Annotated in this window: 17 protein-coding genes and 1 tRNA gene; 7 read left to right on the forward strand and 11 right to left on the reverse strand. The window is 47.7% G+C overall.

Annotated elements, in window-relative coordinates:
- The first annotated feature begins 24 nt into the window (after window positions 1-24).
- Together DQN52_RS07770 and grxB are read left to right on the forward strand one after the other, a co-directional pair.
- Complete coding sequence (locus tag DQN52_RS07770) at window positions 25-1,881, forward strand: lytic transglycosylase domain-containing protein (protein WP_032827714.1); 1,857 nt, start codon at window positions 25-27, stop codon at window positions 1,879-1,881.
- Window positions 1,882-1,924: 43 nt separating this feature from the next.
- On the forward strand, window positions 1,925-2,578 hold the full coding sequence (gene grxB / locus DQN52_RS07775; RefSeq protein WP_003786858.1) for a glutaredoxin 2: 654 nt from the start codon (window positions 1,925-1,927) through the stop codon (window positions 2,576-2,578).
- A gap of 87 nt (window positions 2,579-2,665) precedes the next feature.
- Here the strand turns inward: grxB and bamC are convergent, their stop codons facing one another.
- Window positions 2,666-3,787: an outer membrane protein assembly factor BamC gene (gene bamC / locus DQN52_RS07780; protein WP_003786857.1), complete on the reverse strand. Its 1,122-nt coding sequence runs from the start codon at window positions 3,785-3,787 to the stop codon at window positions 2,666-2,668.
- Between the two features lie 32 nt (window positions 3,788-3,819).
- Entirely contained in the window at window positions 3,820-4,695 is an 876-nt protein-coding gene (gene dapA / locus DQN52_RS07785; RefSeq protein ID WP_032827713.1) for a 4-hydroxy-tetrahydrodipicolinate synthase, read from the reverse strand.
- Window positions 4,696-5,027: 332 nt separating this feature from the next.
- Here dapA and bfr (DQN52_RS07790) point away from each other — a divergent pair, with 332 nt between their 5' ends.
- The 3 genes from bfr (DQN52_RS07790) (at window position 5,028) to recN (ending at window position 7,806) form a co-directional block, all read left to right on the forward strand.
- On the forward strand, window positions 5,028-5,492 hold the full coding sequence (bfr, locus tag DQN52_RS07790; protein WP_003786850.1) for a bacterioferritin: 465 nt from the start codon (window positions 5,028-5,030) through the stop codon (window positions 5,490-5,492).
- A gap of 12 nt (window positions 5,493-5,504) precedes the next feature.
- Complete coding sequence (gene bfr, locus DQN52_RS07795; RefSeq protein WP_003786848.1) at window positions 5,505-5,978, forward strand: bacterioferritin; 474 nt, start codon at window positions 5,505-5,507, stop codon at window positions 5,976-5,978.
- A 166-nt stretch (window positions 5,979-6,144) separates the two neighbouring features.
- The gene (gene recN, locus DQN52_RS07800; RefSeq protein ID WP_003786844.1) at window positions 6,145-7,806 is read left to right on the forward strand and encodes a DNA repair protein RecN; all 1,662 of its coding nucleotides are present in this window, start codon (window positions 6,145-6,147) and stop codon (window positions 7,804-7,806) included.
- 89 nt (window positions 7,807-7,895) lie between these two features.
- Here recN and DQN52_RS07805 read toward each other — a convergent pair.
- Window positions 7,896-7,971, reverse strand: a tRNA-Arg gene (locus tag DQN52_RS07805).
- A gap of 228 nt (window positions 7,972-8,199) precedes the next feature.
- Here DQN52_RS07805 and DQN52_RS07810 point away from each other — a divergent pair.
- The gene (locus DQN52_RS07810) at window positions 8,200-9,039 is read left to right on the forward strand and encodes a c-type cytochrome (protein WP_003786842.1); all 840 of its coding nucleotides are present in this window, start codon (window positions 8,200-8,202) and stop codon (window positions 9,037-9,039) included.
- Between the two features lie 52 nt (window positions 9,040-9,091).
- Here the strand turns inward: DQN52_RS07810 and DQN52_RS11205 are convergent, their stop codons facing one another.
- The 5 genes from DQN52_RS11205 to rpsF form a co-directional block, all read right to left on the reverse strand.
- A complete protein-coding gene (locus DQN52_RS11205; RefSeq protein ID WP_019390006.1) occupies window positions 9,092-9,235 on the reverse strand; it encodes a hypothetical protein in 144 nt (47 codons plus the stop codon).
- A 341-nt stretch (window positions 9,236-9,576) separates the two neighbouring features.
- On the reverse strand, window positions 9,577-10,029 hold the full coding sequence (gene rplI / locus DQN52_RS07820) for a 50S ribosomal protein L9 (RefSeq protein ID WP_003786838.1): 453 nt from the start codon (window positions 10,027-10,029) through the stop codon (window positions 9,577-9,579).
- Window positions 10,030-10,044: 15 nt separating this feature from the next.
- Window positions 10,045-10,275 carry a 30S ribosomal protein S18 gene (gene rpsR, locus DQN52_RS07825; protein WP_002641495.1) on the reverse strand — a complete coding sequence of 77 codons (231 nt, stop codon included), beginning with the start codon at window positions 10,273-10,275 and terminating at the stop codon, window positions 10,045-10,047.
- Window positions 10,276-10,280: 5 nt separating this feature from the next.
- Entirely contained in the window at window positions 10,281-10,577 is a 297-nt protein-coding gene (gene priB, locus DQN52_RS07830) for a primosomal replication protein N (RefSeq protein WP_003786837.1), read from the reverse strand.
- Window positions 10,578-10,952: a 30S ribosomal protein S6 gene (gene rpsF / locus DQN52_RS07835; RefSeq protein ID WP_003786836.1), complete on the reverse strand. Its 375-nt coding sequence runs from the start codon at window positions 10,950-10,952 to the stop codon at window positions 10,578-10,580. It abuts the gene before it with no gap.
- Between the two features lie 202 nt (window positions 10,953-11,154).
- Here rpsF and trxB point away from each other — a divergent pair, with 202 nt between their 5' ends.
- Window positions 11,155-12,102, forward strand: coding sequence for a thioredoxin-disulfide reductase (trxB, locus tag DQN52_RS07840; protein WP_003786831.1), 948 nt, complete (start codon window positions 11,155-11,157; stop codon window positions 12,100-12,102).
- Window positions 12,103-12,178: 76 nt separating this feature from the next.
- Here trxB and DQN52_RS07845 read toward each other — a convergent pair whose 3' ends face one another.
- From DQN52_RS07845 to argC, 3 genes are all read right to left on the reverse strand, one after another.
- Window positions 12,179-14,689: a heavy metal translocating P-type ATPase gene (locus DQN52_RS07845; RefSeq protein ID WP_032827712.1), complete on the reverse strand. Its 2,511-nt coding sequence runs from the start codon at window positions 14,687-14,689 to the stop codon at window positions 12,179-12,181.
- Window positions 14,690-14,763: 74 nt separating this feature from the next.
- The gene (locus tag DQN52_RS07850; protein ID WP_003786828.1) at window positions 14,764-15,606 is read right to left on the reverse strand and encodes a lysophospholipid acyltransferase family protein; all 843 of its coding nucleotides are present in this window, start codon (window positions 15,604-15,606) and stop codon (window positions 14,764-14,766) included.
- 18 nt (window positions 15,607-15,624) lie between these two features.
- Window positions 15,625-16,674 carry an N-acetyl-gamma-glutamyl-phosphate reductase gene (gene argC / locus DQN52_RS07855; protein ID WP_003786826.1) on the reverse strand — a complete coding sequence of 350 codons (1,050 nt, stop codon included), beginning with the start codon at window positions 16,672-16,674 and terminating at the stop codon, window positions 15,625-15,627.
- Window positions 16,675-16,705: the final 31 nt, after the last annotated feature.

Consider the following 16,705-nt stretch of genomic DNA (forward strand, 5'->3'; position numbering starts at 1 on the left):
AACACAATAATGATGGAATTTTATATGAACGCATTTCGTATCGGGCTACACGGCATAAGCGGTGTGGCAGTCGCGATTTTAGCTGCTTGTTCTACGCAGCAAACGTCCAAGCAGCCTGCACCTTTGTTGCCAACGCAAACCCCAGTCGCGCCAATGGGCGTGCAGACTTATCAACGAACCAAAGAAACGCCCGATAAAATCATCGCCGATTTCGCACGCTTGGAAAGCACGCTAGCTGCGGTTAACAATGGAAACGACACGGCTGCATCGCAATTTTTGGCAACGCAAAGCCAAAGCGATATGGGCGAAAAAGTCCGCAATGCGTGGCTAAAAAGTTTAGGGCAACGCAATCAAGTGGCATTGTTCCAACAACAATACGCGCTGCTGCCTGCCGATGGCAGAGACCAAGAAGTGCGTTGCTACGCTCATGCTTTTGGCATCGAAAATCAAGCCGATTTTGTGCAGGCTGCTTTGGAAGAAACAGGCAAAACTTCTGCTGGCTGCGCGATTATGTTGCAAAACAAAGCAAGCAGCCTGCACCCTAGTCGCGCTTGGCGACGGGTTCGCAGCTTGATTGCTGCCGACCAAATCACCCACGCCAACAATTTGGCAGTGGCTTTGGGTAGCCCACTCAACAGCGCAACTGGCTTTGGCGCACAAGAAACGGCTTTACGCAGCGTGATTAGCCCAGCCGCGCAAAAATCGCCCGAAACAGCGGCAGCACGTTTACAGCAAATCGCGCCCACTTTGAACAGCGAACAAGTAGGCTTTGCGTGGGGCGTGTTGGGTTTGGTGCAGGCAAAACGTCAAAATTTTGCCCAAGCCTTGCAATATTATCGCCAAGCCGACCGCAATCAATTAAGCACCGAACAATTTGAATGGTTTGCCCGCTCCGCTTTGCGTCAGCAAAATTGGGCGGAATTGGCGCAGATTATCGCGTCTATGCCAGCCAAATTGCAAAACGACCCAACTTGGCTCTATTGGCGCGGACGCAGTTTGGCGGCGACAGGCAACCAAACACAGGCTGCTTCGCTGTATCAACAAGCGGCGCGAAGTGGACGCAATTTTTACGCCGTTTTGGCAAGCGAAGAATTGGGGCAACGCATCAACACGCAAAACAATGTGGTGGCTGCCGATGCCAACCAAGTGAATCAGCTCAACCAAGATGGCTCGATTCATCGTGCATTGAGCCTGTATTACACCAGCAAACAACAAAACAACTGGAAAATGCGTCGCCAAGCGCAAAACGAATGGCGATACGCCACACGTGGCATGAACGAAGCCACTTTACTGACCGCAGCGCAAGTCGCGTTTAATCATCAATTTTACGAAATGGCGATTAACAGCGCGGAACGCACCGACCAGTTGCTTAATTACCAACTGCGCTACATCACGCCGTTTCGCGATTTGGTTACGCGATACAGCCAACAACATGGGGTAGATGCAGCGTGGGTGTATGGCTTAATCCGCCAAGAAAGCCGTTTTGTGATGGGCGCACAATCCAGCGTAGGCGCACAAGGTTTGATGCAAGTGATGCCAGCCACTGCACAAGAAATCGCGCGTAAAATCGGCATGAGCAGCAGCGAACTGTATAGCACGGAAGGCAATATCCGCATGGGAACATGGTATATGGCAGATGCACGCAGAAGCCTGAAAAACAACGATGTTTTGGCAACCGCTGGCTACAACGCAGGGCCTGGACGCGCACGCCAATGGCAAGGTTCAGCAATGGAAGGCGCGATTTATGCCGAGACGATTCCGTTTAACGAAACACGCGATTATGTGAAAAAAGTAATGACTAACGCGGTGTATTACGCCAGCTTGTTGGGCGAGCGTCAAACTTCGCTCAAACAGCGCATGGGCGTTGTGCCTGCGAAATAAATCGCACAAACTGCTTTAAAAGCCAACCAAAAAGGAAACCGAAATGAAATTATATGTTTACGACCATTGCCCTTATTCCGTTCGCGCCAGAATGGCAGTCGGTTTGCATCGCTTGCCAGTCGAAATGGTATATTTGCTAAACGATGACGAAGCCACGCCGATTAGCTTAATTGGCGCAAAACAAGTGCCGATTTTGCAAAAAGACGACGGCTCGCACATGGGCGAAAGCCTAGACATTGTGCATTATTTGCAGCAATACGCAGGCAAAGCACCGCTAAACGTCACTATTCGCCCCGAAGTGCAAGCGTGGTTTGACCGCTTTGGCAAATACGGCAATCACTTGATTATGCCGCGCGATGTGCAGCTCAACTTGCCCGAATTTGCCACCCAAGCGGCGATTGATTATTTTGTCACAAAAAAAGAAGCCAACGTGGGCAAATTTAGCGATTTATTGGCGCAAAGCGATGCTTATATTGCGCGTGCTAATCAAGAATTGGCGCAACTGGCAACGCTGTTATCACCCTCATCGCATTATTTAAATGGCACAGATTTGAGCTTGGAAGACATCATCATCTTCCCATTATTGCGTAATTTGAGCATGGTGCGCGACGTGGACTATCCAGCCATTGTGCGCGATTATGTGGATTTTATGGCGCAAGAAAGTCAAATCAATTTGTATTTTGACCGCGCGATTTAAATCAACCAAATAAATTAAATTGACAAAATAAAGTGCAGGCTGCTTTGAGATGAATTTCAAAGCAGCCTGCATTTTTTGATGATTTAATTAGTGTAATTCACGATACAAGCTATTGAGCCATTTATCACGATTTTCGCCTGTGTAAGGTTTACCAAATTGGTCTAACAAATGCAAACGCTGTCCGTTTTCCACTTGCTCCAATGCCACGAATAATTGCGGTGCTTCGTTGGCAGGTGCGGCTTCGGCTTTGTCATCAGAACCAAACCAGCGGCTAAACCAACCCGATTTTTTGTTGTCTGCTGCGGCTTGTGCCAAGGCTTCGCTTTCGCTTGGCGCGGCTTTAACCACGAACATTCCGCGTTCGGCAACAAATTGTTGTACGGTCAAGCCCACGCGGTCTAATGCTGCACCAATGCGGTTGATGTTGCGTTCTGCTGCACCAAATACCACCAAGCTGCCATTGTCCAATTTCGCAAATTGTGTGCCTTGCGCTTGGTCAGCTTTGGCGGCTACTTGGCTTTGAATCGTGGCTTCATCTGCGCCCAAGTATTGCATAAATCGTGCCAAGAACGCTGCTTCTAAATTTGGGTCGTTGGCGCGCGGCTGCCAAACCGTACCATCTTTATCTTTGCTATTGTAAACTTCTTCTAAGCCTTTGTGCGTGAAGAAAATATCCAAGCCATTTTGATTGTTGCGCTCCATGCGAATCAGGAATTTATCGCGCTCACTGGTGGTGTAAACACCGCCCATGCCAACGGCTTCAAACAAACGGCGCAAACCTTGGTTTGGCAATTTGGCGCGGTTTTCTGCCCAATCGGTTTCCATCAAACCTGCGCTTGGCTCTTCCGAATAAATGGTGAAACCTGCTTCTTGCCAGAATGCGCGCAAAATCGGCCACATTTCGTTGGCATTTTTTTCATCAACCACTAACCAACGGTGCGAGCCGCTGCGTTCCAAACGAACATTTTTTGCTTGCGCCAATACGGCTTGGCGTGGTGTGGCTTCATTCAAAGCATTGGGATTGGCAACCGTACCTGCTGGCAAGTTATATAAATTGCCGTTGCGTGGGTCGTTCAAATCTGGCGGTACTTCCAAGCTCACGATTTTGTTGGTTTGCGATTGATAATCCAACTTCGGCGTTTCTTTGTTGCTAGAACAAGCTGCCAAACTCAAAACTGCCAACAGGCTAACTAAATATTTTTTTTGCATTACGACTGCTTCCTTAATGTTAAATAGATTGATTAAACGATTGCCGATGCTTTTAAAGCAGCCTGCACTTTTTCTTGTCCTGCTTCGCTCAATGGCAAAATAGGTAAGCGAACGTGTGCGTCACATAAGCCTAATTTTTCTAACGCCCATTTTGCAGCGGCAGGACTAGGTTCACAGAACATCACATCGTAAATAGGGATAAGCTGTTCGTTCAAGGCTTTGGCGGCGGCAATTTCGCCATTGATGGCATGGCGACACATTTGCGCGAATGCTTTGGGTGCAACGTTTGCCGCAACAGTGATTACGCCGTGTCCACCGCATAACAAAAATGGCAAGCCCGTTGGGTCATCGCCCGAATAAATGGCAAAATCTTTTGGTGCATCTTTAAACAAAGACAAAGCACGCGCTACACCGCCGCTGGCTTCTTTTACGCCAACAATATTGGGGATTTGCGCCAATCGCAAAATGGTTTCGTTGCTCATGTTCACAACGGTGCGACCTGGCACATTATAGATAATCATGGGGATAGAAGTCGCTTTGGCAATCGCTTTAAAGTGCTGATAAATGCCTTCTTGCGATGGCTTGTTGTAATACGGCACAACCGATAGCGTGTAATCTGCGCCCAATTTTTCTGCCGATTTAGACAACTCAATAGCTTCGCGCGTATTGTTCGCCCCCGTGCCAGCAATCACAGGAATGCGTTTATTGACTTGTTTAACAGTCGCTTCCACCACAGCCAAATGTTCATTAACCGATAAAGTGGCGGATTCGCCTGTTGTGCCGACTGCGACAATCGCGTCCGTTCCATTGGCAATGTGCCATTCAATCAAAGTATTCAGCTGCTCATAATTCACGCTGCCATCTGCATTCATGGGCGTAATCAAAGCAACAAGGCTACCAGTTAGCATAAAGTGTACCTTTTTATTGGCGTTACAAACGATAGCGGATTGTAGCCTACTTTCGCGATTGTGCAAAATAGATAATGACGGCATGCAAATCCAATACAAAATGTAAAGATTGGTAAATAAAAAGCAGCCTGCAAGCAAAAATAACAATCACTATCAAATTAAGTTTTTATTTTTAAATATTTTTCTTTATTGATAACGCATTTCATCATTGATTATAGCAATGGTTAAATTTGATAATTGTTTGTATTTTAAACAACTTTTTGCCAAACCAAAAAACCGCTGCTACAATCTGCCCCCATTGCAAATCACTACATTTTTTGAAAGGAAACATCATGCAAGGCAATAAAGAAGTTATCGATTACATGAACTTTTTGCTGTCAAACGAATTGGCAGCGCGCGACCAATATTTTATCCACTCACGCATGTACTCTGAATGGGGCTACACCAAATTGTTCGACCGCATTGGTCACGAAATGGAAGACGAAACGGCTCATGCAGAAGGTTTTATTCGCCGCATTTTGATGCTGGGTGGCACGCCAAACATGGTGTCTGCGCCTGTTAAAGTAGGCAAAGATATTTTGGAAATGCTGCAATTTGATTTGGATACCGAATTGGAAGTGCGCGAAAACCTGAAAAAAGGCGTGAAATTGTGCGAAGAGCAACAAGATTACGTTACGCGCGAATTGCTGGTTAATCAGTTGAAAGACACCGAAGAAGACCACGCACACTGGTTGGAACAACAACTTCGCTTAATCAAAATTTTGGGCGAACAAAATTATCTGCAAAGTCAAATTTAATAGGAGCGTGTTATGCAAGGCGATCGTCAAGTTATTCGTCAATTAAACAAAAACTTGGGCTTGTTGTTGGTTACGATTAACCAATACTTCCTGCACGCTCGCATTCTGAAAAACTGGGGTTTTGAAGAATTGGGCGAACATTTCTACAAAAGCTCTATCGTGGAAATGAAACAAGCCGATGCGATTATTGAGCGCGTGTTGTTGTTGGAAGGTTTACCCAATCTGCAAGAATTGGGCAAATTGTTGATTGGCGAAACGCCTGAAGAAATCATTCGTTGCGATTTGGCAAAAGAACAAGAAAAACACACTGCGTTAGTTGAAGCGATTCAAACCTGCGAAGAGCAACAAGATTATGTATCGCGTCAGCTGTTGGAAAAACAAAAAGATGTGAACGAAGAACGCATCGACTGGCTGGAAACGCAGTTGGAGCAAATCGAGAAAATCGGTTTACAAAACTATTTGCAACTGGGTGCGCAAGAGGACTAACACAAACCACTACCAATAAACCCTTGGTAAACCCAAACGCAAACGCCTGCACATTTTTGTGTGGGCGTTTTTTTGTGCGTTAAACAGCAAAAGCAGCCTGCACTTTTGGTAAACATAAAATGCAGGCTGCTTTATAATACTTTCTTTTTCACACGAACCAACCGCCATGCTATTAACTCTTTCTTTGCGTGATTTTGTGATTGTAGAACAATTAAATTTGGACTTTCAGAACGGTTTTACCGTTTTGACAGGCGAAACGGGTGCAGGCAAATCCATCACGCTAGACGCGTTATCCCTGCTGCTGGGCGACAAAGCCGATTACAGCCAAGTGCGACAAGGCGCAAAAGAAGCGCAGCTATCCGCCTTGTTTGACGTGTCCGATTTGCCCGCGCTGCAACAAGAATTGCGCGAACAAGGCTTGCTGGACGCAGACAGCACCGAGCTATCGATTCGCCGCATTATTGATGCCAAAGGCAAAAGCCGCAGTTTTATCAACAACCAAGCAGCCACACTGGTGCAGTTAAAACAAATTGGCTCACAACTGATTGATATACATGGTCAAAACGCCCATCATTCGCTCAATCACGAAGCCGCGCAACGACAATTATTGGACGCATTTGCAGGCTGCTTGGATTTGGTAGAACAAACCAAAAGCGACTATCAAACATGGCAACACGCCAAACAATCGCTATTGAACGCGCAAACGCAATCGGAAAACTTGGCGATTGAACGCGAACGTTTAGAATGGCAAGTCAATGAATTAGCACAATTAAATCTGCAAACAGGCGAATGGGAAACGCTCAATCAAGCGTATGACAGCTTGTCCAATGCCGATGATTTATTGCAGGCTGCTTATGACGTGCAAGACATGGTGAGCGGCGACAATGGCTTGCGAGCCTTAACGCGCCGTTGTCAAAAGACTTTGGACAAGCTCGGCAATATTGAACCGCGCTTTGCCGAAAGTTTGGAAATGCTGGCAAGCATTGAAGTGGAATTGAGTGAAATTAATCATTTAATGGGCAACTTAATTGACAGCGTGGAAATCAATCCCAACGAACTTGCCGCCAAAGAACAGCGCATTCAAGAATTGATGTCGATGGCGCGAAAATACCGCGTTGAGCCTGAACATTTACCGCAAAAATGGGCAGAAATTGAAAGCAGCCTGCACGATTTGGAAGCGTCTGCCGATTTGGAAGCCTTGCAAAAATTGGTTAGCCAAACCGAAAACAGCTACATGGAACACGCGCAAAAATTGTCGGAAAAACGCCACAAAGCCGCGCAAAAATTGGCGCAAGAAACCACCGAACACATGCAACAACTGGCAATGAAAGGCGCGAAATTTCACATAGAACTGTTGCCAGCCAGCCCTGCGGCGCACGGTTTGGAGCAGATGCAATATCAAGTGGCGGCAAACAAAGGCTCGCTGCTGCGTCCGCTCAACAAAGTGGCATCGGGTGGCGAATTAGCGCGGATTAGTTTGTCTATTCAAGTGGTTACCAGCCAATATACGCACGTTCCGACTTTGATTTTTGATGAAGTGGATACGGGCATTGGCGGTGGCGTTGCCGAAACGGTTGGGCGTGCTTTGCGAACTTTGGGGCAACAGCATCAAGTGCTGGCGATTACGCATTTGCCGCAAGTGGCAGCGTATGGCGAGCATCATTGGCAAGTGGCAAAACGCAGCGATGGCGAACAGACGATTAGCGAAATTCGCGTACTGGACAACGAATCGCGCGTGCAAGAAATTGCACGTATGCTGGGCGGCGAAAAAATTACCGATACGACTTTGAACCATGCCAGCGAGATGTTGAATTTGCCACGAGACTAGCGTGAGTATGGCGGCGCAACGCCATGTCCTGATTAAAAAGCAGCCTGCACATTCGGAGAACGAAATGTGCAGGCTGCTTTTGTGTGATTTGGCGTACCCGACTGGGTTCGAACCAGCGACCTTCAGCTTCGGAAACTGACACTCTTCCAACTGAGCTACGGATACGGATTGCAAAATGGAAGCCAGCAAGAATACCCGAAATTGCCTAGCTTGGCAAAAATAAATTTGGCTGCCAAACCAAGAAAACCTGCAATTATTTGATAAAAACTAAATTTATCAACTTGGAAAGACCACACAAATTCAGTATAATCGCGCAAATTATTGTTAAAACAAATTAAGCAATAAGCAACACATTCCTCCTCACCACTACTAAAAAGACGAGGCAACTCTCAAATGAAACCATTTAAACATCAAGCCAAAGGCTCTGCTTTAACAACCTTATTGGGTGGCGTTATTATTTTAATTTCTGTCTTATATTTGCTGGTTAAACTGGCTGGCAGTGGCTACTACCGCGATGTAGCAGACAGCACGTCTAGCGCGACCGAAACACGCATTATGCCTAGTGGTCGCTTAACTATGGGCGATGGTACAGAACCTGGTCAGCGCACGGGCAAACAGGTATTTGATAAGGTTTGTGTGCAATGCCACGCGGCAGATAGCACGATTGCTTACGCCCCCAAAGTTACGCACAACGACCAGTGGGCTGCTCGTATTGCACAAGGCTTTGAGACTTTGATTAAACACGCCGTTGAAGGCTTTAAAGGCACACAAGGCGGTGTGATGCCAGCCAAAGGTGGTGATACGACTTTAACCGATGAAGAAGTGGCGCGTGCAGTAGCTTATATGGCAAATCAATCTGGCGCAAATTTTGATGAATCGGGTAAGGCGTCAGGAAGTTCGGCTGCTGCTAGTTCAGCTCCTGCTTCCGCACCCGTTGCAAGCGATGCAGCTGCTGCACCAGTGGCAGCAAGTGGTCGCGGTAAAGAAGTATTTGAGCAATCTTGCCAAGCATGCCATGGCGCAACAGCTGCCATTCCATTTGCACCTAAATTGACCAATAAAGAAGAATGGGCTCCGCGCATTGCAAAAGGCGAAGAGACCCTATTTAAACATGCGATTGAAGGCTATACCAATCCAAAAGGTGGCATGATGCCAGCCAAAGGCGGTAATGTTTCAATTAGCGATGACGACATCAAAGCAGTTGTCCGTTACATGGTTGAACAATCTAAATAATCTATCCAAAAACAAAACCACATCTTTTTAAACGAAAGATGTGGTTTTTTGTTTATGCTGCAAACTGCTCGGTTGCCGCCAACAATGCCTGCGTGATTTCTGGCTCAAATGCCGAATGTCCTGCACACACAATTTGCAATTTGGCTTCTGGAAAGGCGCGGTGCAAATCGTAAGCAGCCTGCACTGGCGTACACATATCGTATCGCCCTTGCACACAATCACAGTCGGGATATGGCGAATTTTATCTATGTGATTGAGCAAAGCGCGTTCATCGTCCAGCCAACAATGGTGGGTAAAATATAGTGGATTAAATTTAGATTAGGACAAGGCGACAACGACCGCCGTGTACAGCTAGTACATAAGGGAGTTGGCAACGCGGTACTAATCTAAATTTAATTCACTATACATTTGATGGATTGCCGACACTTGCAGCCAGCCACTTTGATAAGGCTCTTGAATTGGATACATCATTTTTTCCCAATAAAAAATGCAGGCTGCCCGATAAACATCAGGCAGCCTGCACTCTCATCTTAATAATTATTCAGCAGCAGCAACCACTGCAACAGTGATGCTAGCAACGGCGTCGGCGTGCAAAGCCAACTCAACTTCGTATTCGCCAACCGCTTTCAATGGGCCGTTTGGCAAACGAACGTCTGCTTTTACAACTTCTACACCAGTTGCTTTGATTGCGTCAGCAATGTCCGCATTGGTAACAGAACCAAACAAGCGACCGTCCACACCTGCTTTTTGTGCCACAGTGATGGTTTGACCGTCCAATTTTGCTTTACGCGCTTGTGCGTCAGCCAAAATAGCAGCTTGTTTTGCTTCCAATTCCGCGCGGCGAGCTTCAAACTCTTTCAAGTTTGCTTCGGTAGCGCGTTTTGCTTTTCCAGTAGGAATCAAGAAATTGCGAGCGTAACCATTTTTTACAGTTACTACATCACCCAAGTTGCCCAAACCAGCAACGCGTTCCAACAAGATAATTTGCATAATGTAAACTCCTAATTATTTATGTTGGTCAGTGTAAGGCAACAAAGCCAAGAAACGAGCGCGTTTCACTGCCACAGCCAATTGGCGTTGGTAGTGTGCTTTTGTACCTGTGATGCGAGCGGGAATGATTTTGCCGTTTTCAGTGATGAAATCTTTTAGCAAATCAACTTGTTTGTAATCCACTTCTTGGATTTTTTCTGCTGTAAAACGGCAGAATTTGCGGCGTTTAAATGTTTGACGAGCCATGTCGTTTAACCTTTATATTCTGTAATGTGTTGAATTCGCAGTATGGGGCGAATAATGCGTTGGCTGCGTTGCGCCAAAAAACCTGTTACGGTTACCATTTCGCCCTGCCGATACTGCCAAACCTGAGCATTTTGACCGATGATTTTAGCAGGTAATTCAAATCTAACCTGATGCTTTAAACCATTTTCTTCTTGCCAACTTTCGTGTTGCAGCACCACATCTAACACCGCAACACCTGCGGGCGTGTAACGCAAAACATCGACTTTATGTAGGCAAGCGGTCAAGATAAATTGATTGTTCAATTATGCTTCGGCTGCTTCTTCGCTTGCTGCTTCTTCTGAAATCAGGCTTTTTGATTTCTCTTCACGCATCATTGGAGACGCTTCGGTTACAGCAGCTTTGGTTTGAATAGTCAAATGACGCAATACCGCATCGTTAAAACGGAAAGCAGTTTCCAATTCTTCAACAGTTGCAGGGGTTGCTTCAATGTTCATCAATACATAATGTGCTTTATGTACTTTGTTGATTGGGTAAGCCAATTGACGGCGACCCCAGTCTTCCAAGCGGTGGATTTTGCCGCTAGCTTCGGTAATCATGGTTTTATAGCGTTCTACCATTGCAGGCACTTGCTCGCTTTGGTCAGGATGAACGATAAACACGATTTCGTAATGACGCATGTTATCTCCTTACGGTTGATTAAAAACAGCTACTCGCCATGCGATTTGCGAGTAGCAAGGTTACAAAGGGCGTGATTATACATAGCCTAAAAATAAAACGCAAATTAAATCTGATAGCTAAATATGCAGGCTGCTTTTTTGATTTGCACATTCAAAATCGGTACAATCCACGCCTGTTATTTAATCAACAAAAGGAACAATCATGGCTCAACATCACAAATTGATTATTTTAGGCTCTGGCCCTGCTGGTTATTCGGCGGCAGTGTATGCGGCTCGCGCCAATTTGCAACCTGTTATCATCACAGGTATGGCGCAAGGCGGTCAGTTGATGACGACTACCGAAGTGGACAACTACCCTGCTTTTGCCGATGGCGTGCAAGGCCCTGAATTGATGGAACACTTTCTGAAACACGCAGAACGCTTTGGCACGCAAATTGTGTTTGACCAAATCAATGCAGTGGATTTGCAGCAACGTCCGTTCACGCTCAAAGGCGATATGAGCGAATACACTTGCGATGCGTTGATTATTGCAACTGGCGCGTCTGCCAAATATTTGGGTTTACACAGCGAAGAGCAATTTGCAGGCAAAGGCGTGTCGGCTTGCGCCACTTGCGATGGCTTTTTCTACAAAGGTCAAGATGTGGCAGTGGTTGGCGGTGGCAATACGGCGGTGGAAGAAGCTTTGTATTTGGCGAACATTGCCAGCAACGTAACGCTGATCCATCGCCGCGACACGTTCCGTGCCGAAAAAATCATGGTAGAAAAATTGATGCAGCGCGTGGCGGAAGGCAAAATCATCTTAAAAACCAATGCGGTTTTGGCAGAAATTTTGGGCGATGAAATGGGCGTTACGGGCGTACGTTTGCAAAACAACGATGGCAGCAGCGAAGACATTACCGTAAAAGGCGTGTTTATTGCGATTGGACATCAGCCCAATACCAAGATTTTTAAAGGTCAGCTAGACATGGACGCAACGGGTTATTTAATCACCAAAGGCGGCAACGAAGGCAACGTGGGCGCGACCAATATTGAAGGCGTTTGGGCGGCTGGCGATGTGAAAGACCATGTGTACCGTCAAGCGATTACCAGCGCGGCAAGCGGTTGTCAAGCGGCTTTGGACGCGGAACGTTGGTTGGATAGTTTGGCATAATAGATTGGTGAATACAAAAGCGGCCTGCACTTTTTCTGTTGATAGAAAGTGCAGGCCGCTTTTTCATATTGGCAATCTATTTCCTTAACCGCAACGCATTCCACACCACCAACAACGAACTCGCGCTCATGCCAATCGCCGCTTTCCAAGGCGACACCCAACCAACAATCGCCAACGGCACAACAATCACATTGTAAACCGTTGCCCAAATCAAATTCTGCCGAATAATCGCCTGCGTTTTCGCCGCCTGTCGCAACATCAACGGCAACGCGCCCAAATCATCATTCAACAACACAATATCCGCGCCATCTCGCGCCACGTCCGCGCTGCCAGCCACCGCCACCGACACATCAGCCGCCGCCAACACAGGCGCATCGTTAATGCCATCGCCCAACATCAACACACGTTTGCCCTGCGCTTGAAGCTGCTGCATATAACGCAATTTGTCTTCGGGCGTGGCGGCGGCTTGGCGGTGTTCAATCGCCAAATCATCGGCTAATTGATTGACCGCTGCCGCATTGTCGCCGCTCAAAATATGCACCGCGATAGACTGCGAACATAACGCCGCCAACACGTCCGCTACATCGGCTCTTACCGTGTCGCGCAGCAAAAAGGCTGCCTGAAAACCGTGTTGGTTACCCAACACAATCACGCTGCCTTGTTGCGCCAATTCCGACAATTTTTCAGGCAGGCTGCCTGAAATTTCCGCCACAAAATCAGGTTTGCCAATCGCCCAAATTTGCGTGTGATTGTGCAACGTGATTTGCGCCGACACGCCATGCCCGATTTTGTTTAATTTTTGTGCGATGTGAATGTGATTTTCCGCGCTTTCGTCCATTTGCGTGGCGGAATGCGAACCCCCACCCCAACCCTCCCCCACAAGGGGAGGGAGCGTAAGCGATAAATTCAAAATCGCTCGCGCAATCGGGTGTTCTGAATGTTGTTCCAATAATTTCGCGATTGCAATCAAATCCGTATCGTGCAGGCTGCCTGAAAAATTGTGAAATTGCGTAACCGATAATTTCCCCTCCGTCAGCGTCCCTGTTTTATCAAAAACTGCGTCCGATACTTGCGCCAGCGTTTCCAAAGCGTGTCCACGCGCCACCAACACGCCTGCATTCGCCAACCGCCCCATGCTTGCCGCCAACGCAGTCGGCGTTGCCAACGACAACGCGCAAGGGCAAGTAATCACGAGCAACGCCACCACAATCCACACTGCTTGCACCACATCGGCATACCACCACCACGCGATAAAAGTCGGAATCGCCAACACAATTTGCGCCAAGGTAAACACAGACGCATATTTTTCCGCCAACATCGCCAAACGTGGCTTTTGCGACAAAGCGCGGTCAAGCAATTTCACAATGTGCGCCAATCGCGTTTGATTGCCCACTTGTTGTGCCTGAATGATTAACGGGCTTGCCGTATTCAACGTGCCAGCCGTAACTTGGCTGCCTGAATTTTTTTGAATCGGCACACTTTCGCCCGTCAGCATGGCTTCGTTGATTTCACTTTCGCCGCGCAACACCACGCCATCAACAGGCACAATTTCGCCAGCGCGAACCAACAACACATCGCCCGATTTCAACGTAACGACTGCCGCTTCTTCCGTTTGTTCCGCGTCTAAATTGATGATTTTGTGGCAAAACGCAGGAACAAGTTTAACCAAACGCTCCGCCGCGTCGCCAGCCTTGCGTCTTGCCGATTGCTCCATAAATCGCCCAATCAACAAGAAAAACACCAACATCGCAATGCTTTCAAAATACAAGCCTTCGCTCGCGCCTTTCCACAACGCACCCAAACCTGCAATAAATGTCATCGTAATCGCCAGCGCAATCGGCGTATCCATGCCTGTGCGTTTATTGCGGAAATCACGCCACGCGCCTTGATAAAACGGTTGCGCCGAATAAAACAGCGCAGGCAGCACCATCAAAAAGCCGCCCCAATGCAAAATCGTCAAATATTGCGGTTCAATATCGCCATACAAATAAGTCGGCAATGCAAACATCATCGTTTGCATACTCGCCAAACCTGCAACGGCTAGGCGAATCAGCATTTTTTTGCGTTCACGTTGGGCTTGCGCTTCCACTTTTTGCGTATCGTAAGGCGAGGCGGTATAGCCAGTTTGTTGAATTAAATGCAAAATTTGTGAAAGCTGTACACGGCTATTGTCCCAACGCACACGCGCACGTTGGGTGCTGTAATTCAATTCCACTTTCACGATACCGCTTTGGCGCAAAAGTTGTTGCTCAATCAACCAAGTACACGCCGCGCAAGTGATGCCGCTTAACATGAGCATGGCTTCTTTTTCGTTTTGCGGCAGCACTTCCACAAATTCCGCTTGCACTTCGGGCAAATCGTACAATTTCAGTTGCGCCAAAATTTCATCGGGCGGCAAGGCAGCTTTTTCCGCGTTGGCGGTGCGGTTTTTGTAATAGCTGCCCAACCCAGCGTCAATAATGCCCTGCGCGACTGCTTGGCAGCCTGCACAACAAGCAGGTTCTTCTCGTTGTTCGTAGCGAATGGAGAGATGCGTGTTTTCGGGAACAGGTAAGCCGCAATGGAAACAGGTTTTTGAGTCGTTCATGGTGTGAACCTTACAAAGCAGCCTGCACTTTAAATCCATAAAATGCAGGCTGCTTTTTTTAAGATGATTAAGATTTATGGATGTTTATAGCGATTATACGCAAACAAATATTGCAACGGAAAATGGCGTATCCAATGCTCAATATTTTGATTGATGACACGCGCATCGTGGGCTTTGTCGCCTGTGAACTCGCCTTGCACAGGGGCGATGTGCAGCGCAAAGCCTTGTCCATTAGGCAAACGTTCTCCCACAAAAAACAGCGTAACCACATTATTGACTTGCGCCAATTTGCCAGCCAGCGTCATGGTGTAAGCAGGTTGTCCAAAAAAATCTACCCACACACCGTCGCCGCCTTCGTGCGGATTGGGAACGTGGTCAGGCAACACAATCGTCGCTTCGCCTTGACGCAAAGCTTTGATAACTTGCTTTACGCCTTGCAAATTGGTGGGCGCGGTTCTGCCTTTGCCACGCTGCCGCCCTTGTTGCATGATTTGGTCAAACGCTTGAATTTTGGGCGGTTTGTACATTGCCGTTAAAGGGCAAGGCAAACGCTCGCTGATGTATCGCCCTGCCAAATCGTAACTGCCCAAATGCGGTGTAATCAACAACAAACCTGCACCTTGCTGCTGCGCCTGTTCAACGTGTTCCCAGCCATACACTTGGGTAAACAACGCGCTAATTTGTGCAGGCTGCCTAAAACACGCAATCGCTAGTTCCAAACCGCTTTTTACGGTTTCTTGGCACACTTGCAACACAGCGCGGCGATGATTGGGCAACTGGGCAAACGCCAAATTTTGCCGAATGCGGCGGCGGTCGGGCGGCGATGCGACATACAGCACATAACCCAACACATCGCCCAACCAATGCAGCACAGGCAAAGGCAAGGCGGCAAGCAGTTTAAATAAACATTTCAACATCAAAAGCAGCCTGCACGTTTAAGGCAACAACGCCACGTTGTCCAAACCAGCGGTTTCGGGCAAATCAAACATAATATTCATGTTTTGCACCGCCTGACCTGCCGCGCCTTTGACCAAATTGTCTTGCACGCTCAACAAAATCCACACATTGCCAGTGTATTCGGGCGCACGTTGCACCGCGATTCGGCACACGTTCGCGCCACGCACGCTACGGGTTTCGGGCGTGCTGCCCATGGGCATCACATCAACAAATAGGCTGTTGGCATAATATTGTTGCAATAAATCATGCGGTTGAACGCCGTCTTTTAAGTGAACATAAGTCGTGGCGTGCATACCGCGAATCATCGGCGTTAGGTGTGGCACAAAAATAAATTGTTGGGCGACTTCGTGTTGCAGCGATTGAATCGTTTGCTTGATTTCGGGCAAATGGCGATGACCTGCCACGCCATAGGCTTTGAAATTGTCGCCTGCTTCGCACAACAACGTACCAACCACGGCTTTGCGTCCTGCACCCGATACGCCCGATTTGCAGTCGGCAATAATCGGCATATTCGGCAACAAGGCTTGTTGTTGCAGCAACGGAATCAGCGGCAACGACACACAAGTCGGGTAGCAGCCTGGGTTGGCAACCAAACGCGCTTGCTGAATTTGAGCGCGATTGAGTTCGCACAAACCATAAACCGCTTCTTGCAAAGCAGCCTGCGCGGTAAACGGCAAGCCATACCATTTTTCCCACGTTGGCACATCTTGAATACGGAAATCGGCAGACAAATCAATCACGCGCACGCCTTGTTCCAGCAATGCTGGGGCATCGCGCATGGCAACACCGTGTGGCGTGGCAAAAAACACGACATCACATTGATTCAATTGCGCTTGCTCTGGGTCTTGAAAGGTTAAATCATACACACCGCGCAAGCTGGGAAAATAGTCGGCAATGTGTACGCCTGCTTCGCCACGACTGGTGATGGCGGTTACTTCTGCGTGTGGGTGTTTTGCCAACAAGCGCAACAATTCCACGCCTGTGTAGCCCGTTGCGCCGACAATGCCAATTTTGAGTTTGCTGGTCATGAGAAAATCCTGTTTTGAATGTGAAGGTTAT

Origin of the sequence: Kingella kingae, assembly GCF_900475905.1 — a bacterium.
GTDB classification, from domain to species: Bacteria; Pseudomonadota; Gammaproteobacteria; order Burkholderiales; family Neisseriaceae; genus Kingella; species Kingella kingae.

Bases quoted from the DNA above. Each gene is read 5' to 3' on its own strand.
- argC (WP_003786826.1), bottom strand. From the start codon at position 16,674: ATGACCAGCAAACTCAAAATTGGCATTGTCGGCGCAACGGGCTACACA.
- DQN52_RS11205 (WP_019390006.1), bottom strand. From the start codon at position 9,235: ATGTGTACGCCAGTGCAGGCTGCTTACGATTTGCACCGCGCCTTTCCA.
- DQN52_RS07850 (WP_003786828.1), bottom strand. From the start codon at position 15,606: ATGTTGAAATGTTTATTTAAACTGCTTGCCGCCTTGCCTTTGCCTGTG.
- grxB (WP_003786858.1), top strand. From the start codon at position 1,925: ATGAAATTATATGTTTACGACCATTGCCCTTATTCCGTTCGCGCCAGA.
- rpsR (WP_002641495.1), bottom strand. From the start codon at position 10,275: ATGGCTCGTCAAACATTTAAACGCCGCAAATTCTGCCGTTTTACAGCA.
- rplI (WP_003786838.1), bottom strand. From the start codon at position 10,029: ATGCAAATTATCTTGTTGGAACGCGTTGCTGGTTTGGGCAACTTGGGT.
- trxB (WP_003786831.1), top strand. From the start codon at position 11,155: ATGGCTCAACATCACAAATTGATTATTTTAGGCTCTGGCCCTGCTGGT.
- DQN52_RS07810 (WP_003786842.1), top strand. From the start codon at position 8,200: ATGAAACCATTTAAACATCAAGCCAAAGGCTCTGCTTTAACAACCTTA.
- bfr (WP_003786850.1), top strand. From the start codon at position 5,028: ATGCAAGGCAATAAAGAAGTTATCGATTACATGAACTTTTTGCTGTCA.
- dapA (WP_032827713.1), bottom strand. From the start codon at position 4,695: ATGCTAACTGGTAGCCTTGTTGCTTTGATTACGCCCATGAATGCAGAT.
- recN (WP_003786844.1), top strand. From the start codon at position 6,145: ATGCTATTAACTCTTTCTTTGCGTGATTTTGTGATTGTAGAACAATTA.
- bfr (WP_003786848.1), top strand. From the start codon at position 5,505: ATGCAAGGCGATCGTCAAGTTATTCGTCAATTAAACAAAAACTTGGGC.
- DQN52_RS07845 (WP_032827712.1), bottom strand. From the start codon at position 14,689: ATGAACGACTCAAAAACCTGTTTCCATTGCGGCTTACCTGTTCCCGAA.
- rpsF (WP_003786836.1), bottom strand. From the start codon at position 10,952: ATGCGTCATTACGAAATCGTGTTTATCGTTCATCCTGACCAAAGCGAG.
- DQN52_RS07770 (WP_032827714.1), top strand. From the start codon at position 25: ATGAACGCATTTCGTATCGGGCTACACGGCATAAGCGGTGTGGCAGTC.
- bamC (WP_003786857.1), bottom strand. From the start codon at position 3,787: ATGCAAAAAAAATATTTAGTTAGCCTGTTGGCAGTTTTGAGTTTGGCA.